Below are 4227 nucleotides of genomic sequence, written 5' to 3'. Positions count from 1 at the left end.
CGTAAGGGCGGAACCGATATCAGCAACACCTCCGATAACGGATATTCACCCGATCCAATCCCGAGTCGTGTCAGACACACCGCATCGGTCGAGCACGACCCCGGAACCTCGCACCCGCTCGACAGCTCCTGCAGGGGGCTGCGTGATCCGAACAGAAAACGGCCCATCCCCTCACACCTTCAACACCACGCGCCCCTTCACCGGCTGTTCGTCGAGATGATGATGCGCCTTGCCGAATTGCTCGAACGGCCAAGTGCGGTGGATGTCGGCCTTGAGCACACCTTGGGTGGTCAGCGCATTGATCACCGCCAATGCCCGTTCCACCGCCGCCACGTCCTGCTCGATGCCCAGCTCCGGCTTGCCGGTGAAGTTTTCCAGGCAGTGCACGAAAAACCGCATGTTCTTGCGGAACGCCGCAATCGCCGGGAACGGGGTCTGGTTGCCGCCGCGCAGGCCGTACAACACCAGACTGCCACGGGGCGCGAGCACGTCGGCCAGCAGCGACATCTGCATGCCCCCCAAGCCATCGAACACCGCCGCGATACCCTGGCCTTTGGACAGCGCGCCAATGCGCAGGCCAATGTCGTCCTCGTCGGTGACGATCACACGCTCCGCACCGTGGGCCAGCAGGTAATCCCGGTCCTCGGCCCGTTTGGTCGACGCGATGACCCGCAGACCCAGCGCCTTGCCCAATTGCACGAACGCAAGACCGGGGCTGTACGCAGCGTCGGTCACCAGCACCGTGTCGCCGGGTTGCACATGGGCCAGATCGACGTAGGCAAAATAGGCCAGCAACAGCGGCGTGTAATGCACGCTGGCCTCGACCGCAGTGAGCTGATCCGGGTAGCGCGTCAGGGCCTTGCGCGGCACCAGGACGTGATCGCCGCAGACCGGGTAATCGTTGGCGCTCATGGCCTTGAAGCTGGCCACCCTGTCGCCGATGGCAAGGTCGGTCACCGCGTCGCCCAAGGCTTCGACAATGCCTGCCATCTCGGTCCCGAGACCGGCCGGCAACTGCGGCTTGTTCAGGGACAGGTCCTGGCGCCACAACACATCGTCCCAGCTGATGCCGATGGCCTCGACGCGCACGAGCACTTCCTGCGGTCCGGGGGACCGGTCAGGCTGCTCCTCGCAACTGAGCACATCGGCTTTACCGAAGCGATGAAATTTGATGGCGCGGGACATTTAAAACCTCGACCAGTGATGACTGAGGAATTCACTGTATCGAGCCGCTCAGGGGCGAGCCATTTCTGTCCGTCGATACCCGACATGCCCATTATCGATTGGGCCGCAGCGGATTATTCGGCGTTGGGTCGATCCCTGGGCACGCGCTCCAGATGCGCCTCCACCGTGCGGCCTTCCAGCGGTTTGATCATCATGCGCAGGGTGTTGACCCGTTTGCCCATCTCGATGCCTTCCCGCGTCCGGGTCTGCTGGTAGCCGGTTTTCGCCCAGAACCGTTCCGCCTTGTGGTTGCCTTGCACCACCACGAGCCGCATCCACTGGGCGCCATTGGCCTGGGCCCAGCGTTCGATGTCCTGATGAATCAGCCCCGCTTCACCACTGCCTTGACGGGACGAGGCGACGATGAAGAACGCGATATGCCACACCCCGGTCGCCCAGAGGTCAGCGAGTATGTTGACCAGGGCCACCAGCGAACCTTGCGCGTCCACATAGCCCCAGATCCAACGCTGGCGGTACGCAAACTCCGGCGGCACGTCACCGCTGAGTTCCTCCCGCGCCTCTGACGGCCGCGGGGGCTCGCCGTTGCAGGTCATGAAATAACCGGGGTTGGCCTCGAAGAACGCTTGAACGGCGGGTTCGTCCGCGGCCGTCAACGGGACGACCCGAAGACCGGCGAGGGAGGATGACGGGCATTCCATTGTGCGCATGTGCGTGCCGCTCCTGAACAATGATGATGGGCCGTGTCCGGCCTTACTTGCCCCACGCCGCCAGCGCACAGTCGACGAAATGCCTGACTTTCGGCAGGCGGTAGCGGTCCTGTGCGTACATCAGAAACATCGGGCGGCTGGGCGGCCGATAGCCCTGCAATAACGGCACCAACTTGCCGGCGGCCAGGTCTTGCTGGATCAGCACGTCCGGCAGCATCGTCACGCCCATCCCGGACAAGGCCGCCTGACGCAGGGCCGGGGTGCTGTTGACGATCATCGGTCCCGACACCGGGATTTCAATTTCGCCCTCGGGCCCGGTGAGCTTCCACAGTTTTTCCGAAGCCCGCCATTCATCCCCGGCCGGGTAGGCGAACGCCAGGCAGTGGTGGCGTTGCAGGTCGTTGGCGTGTTTCGGAATGCCATGGCGTTGCAGGTAATCGGGCGAGGCGCAGATGGTCAGGGTGTAATCCTGCAGGGGCCGAGCGATCAGGTTCGAAGGCTCCGGCATGCCCAGGCGGATGGCCGCATCGAAGCCGTGCTCCACCAGGTCCATCAACTGGTTATTGAGCACCACTTCCAGCTTGACCTCCGGATAAGCCTGAACGAACTCGCTGAGCATCGGCGCCAGGCGCTCGGCACCGAAGGCTGGCGGGGCCGTGACGCGCAAGGTGCCGGCCGGCTGGCTCTGGGCCTGTTCGGCCAGGCGGTCGGAGTCGGCCACCAGGCCCAGCACTTCAATGCAGCGGCGGTAATATTCCATGCCAAATTCGGTCAGGTTTTGTCGACGGGTCGTGCGTTGCAACAGGCTGATGCCCAATCGTTGCTCAAGGGCCTTGAGGTGGTTTCCGACCATGGTGGTGGACATTTCGCAATGCCGGGCGGCGGCGGTCATGCTGCCGCTTTCCACCACCTGCACGAACACCGTCATCGACTGAAAAACATCCATTATCAAGCCCTGCTTAAAAGTGCACCAATGAAAGCGCACTTTATACACCCACGAGGGCTAACGATACTGCGAGCACATCCACAAAGGAGTGCTGGCCATGACCGCCGATTGCCTGATGAACACCTACAAGCCCCTGCCGCTGAGTTTCAGCCGAGGCCTCGGCGCGCTCCTCTGGGACGAGGAGGGCCGCGAGTACCTGGACGCGGTGGCGGGGGTGGCGGTGACCAACGTCGGGCATTGTCACCCGCGGATCGTCGAGGCCATCCGCGACCAGGCCGGTCTGCTGTTGCACACCTCCAATCACTACGGCATCGCCTGGCAGCAACGGCTGGCGCTCAAGCTCACGCAGCGGGCGGGGATGGAGCAGGCGTTTTTCAACAACTCCGGCGCCGAAGCCAATGAAACCGCGCTCAAGCTGGCGCGGCTGTACGGCTGGTCCAAGGGCATCCGTCAGCCGTTGGTGATCGTGATGGGCAACGCGTTTCATGGCCGCACGCTGGGGACCTTGTCGGCCAGCGACAACGGCGGCGTGCGCCTGGGCTACCAGCCGCTGCCGGGGGAATTCGTCCGGGTTGCCTTCGGTGATATCGCCGCCATTGAAGCGGCCGGACGGTTGCATGGCGAGCGCATCGTCGGCGTGTTTCTGGAACCGATTCAGGGCGAAGGCGGCGTGCAATTGCCGCCGCCGGGTTATCTGAAACAGGTGCGCGAACTCTGTACCCGGCGCGGCTGGCTGATGATGCTGGACGAGATCCAGACCGGTATGGGTCGCACGGGCCAGTGGTTTGCGTTCCAGCACCACGGCATCGTCCCGGACGTCATGACCCTGGCCAAGGGGCTGGCCAACGGCATTCCGATCGGCGCGTGCCTGGCCCGTGGCGTCGCGGCGCAGCTGTTTACCCCGGGTAGCCACGGCAGCACGTTCGGCGGCAATCCGCTGGCGTGTCGGGTGGCGTGCACCGTGCTGGACATCCTCGACGACGAAGGTTTGCTGATCAATGCCGCCGAGCAGGGCACGGCTTTGCTGGAAGGGCTGCGTGACGCGCTCAAGGGCCATCCCGACGTGGCGAGCATCCGCGGGCAGGGCCTGATGATCGGCATCGAACTGAACCGGGCGATTGCCGACCTGTCACTCAATGCCGCGCGGGATCACGGGCTGCTGATCAACGTGACACGGGGGCAGACCATCCGGCTGGTGCCGCCGTTGATCATTGGTGAGCAGGACGTGCGCAGGATTGTGGAGGGCGTGAGCGGGGTTTTGGGGGTGAAAGGGCAAGCGACCGTTGCGCGGCAATCGGTGGTGTGTGGCTGACGCCGGACCTGTAGGAGCTGACGAGCCCGTGCGAGGCTGCGATGCGGTGTGTCAGGTATACCGCAATCGCAGCCTCG

The 4227-nt window shown here is 64.0% G+C and carries 4 protein-coding genes; 1 reads left to right on the top strand and 3 read right to left on the bottom strand.

Annotated elements, in window-relative coordinates; genetic code table 11:
* Positions 1–171 precede the first annotated feature (171 nt).
* The 3 genes from ABQX22_RS26600 to ABQX22_RS26590 form a co-directional block, all read right to left on the bottom strand.
* Positions 172–1185 (bottom strand): zinc-dependent alcohol dehydrogenase family protein, encoded by a 1014-nt coding sequence (locus ABQX22_RS26600; RefSeq protein ID WP_349802845.1) that lies wholly within the window; start codon positions 1183–1185, stop codon positions 172–174.
* A gap of 113 nt (positions 1186–1298) precedes the next feature.
* Positions 1299–1892, bottom strand: coding sequence for a GNAT family N-acetyltransferase (locus ABQX22_RS26595; protein WP_349802844.1), 594 nt, complete (start codon positions 1890–1892; stop codon positions 1299–1301).
* A 43-nt stretch (positions 1893–1935) separates the two neighbouring features.
* The gene (locus ABQX22_RS26590) at positions 1936–2838 is read right to left on the bottom strand and encodes a LysR family transcriptional regulator (RefSeq protein WP_349802843.1); all 903 of its coding nucleotides are present in this window, start codon (positions 2836–2838) and stop codon (positions 1936–1938) included.
* 97 nt (positions 2839–2935) lie between these two features.
* On the opposite strand from ABQX22_RS26590, the gene ABQX22_RS26585 reads away from it, so the two are divergent.
* Positions 2936–4150, top strand: a complete 1215-nt coding sequence (locus ABQX22_RS26585) for an aspartate aminotransferase family protein (RefSeq protein ID WP_349802842.1) — start codon at positions 2936–2938, stop codon at positions 4148–4150.
* Positions 4151–4227 lie beyond the last annotated feature (77 nt).

Origin of the sequence: Xanthomonas sp. WHRI 1810A (assembly GCF_040202885.1) — a bacterium.
In the GTDB taxonomy this organism is placed as follows: domain Bacteria; phylum Pseudomonadota; class Gammaproteobacteria; order Pseudomonadales; family Pseudomonadaceae; genus Aquipseudomonas.
This window is presented reverse-complemented; position numbering and strand designations above follow the sequence as displayed.

Bases quoted from the DNA above. Each gene is read 5' to 3' on its own strand.
- ABQX22_RS26600 (WP_349802845.1), bottom strand. From the start codon at position 1,185: ATGTCCCGCGCCATCAAATTTCATCGCTTCGGTAAAGCCGATGTGCTC.
- ABQX22_RS26590 (WP_349802843.1), bottom strand. From the start codon at position 2,838: ATGGATGTTTTTCAGTCGATGACGGTGTTCGTGCAGGTGGTGGAAAGC.
- ABQX22_RS26585 (WP_349802842.1), top strand. From the start codon at position 2,936: ATGACCGCCGATTGCCTGATGAACACCTACAAGCCCCTGCCGCTGAGT.
- ABQX22_RS26595 (WP_349802844.1), bottom strand. From the start codon at position 1,892: ATGCGCACAATGGAATGCCCGTCATCCTCCCTCGCCGGTCTTCGGGTC.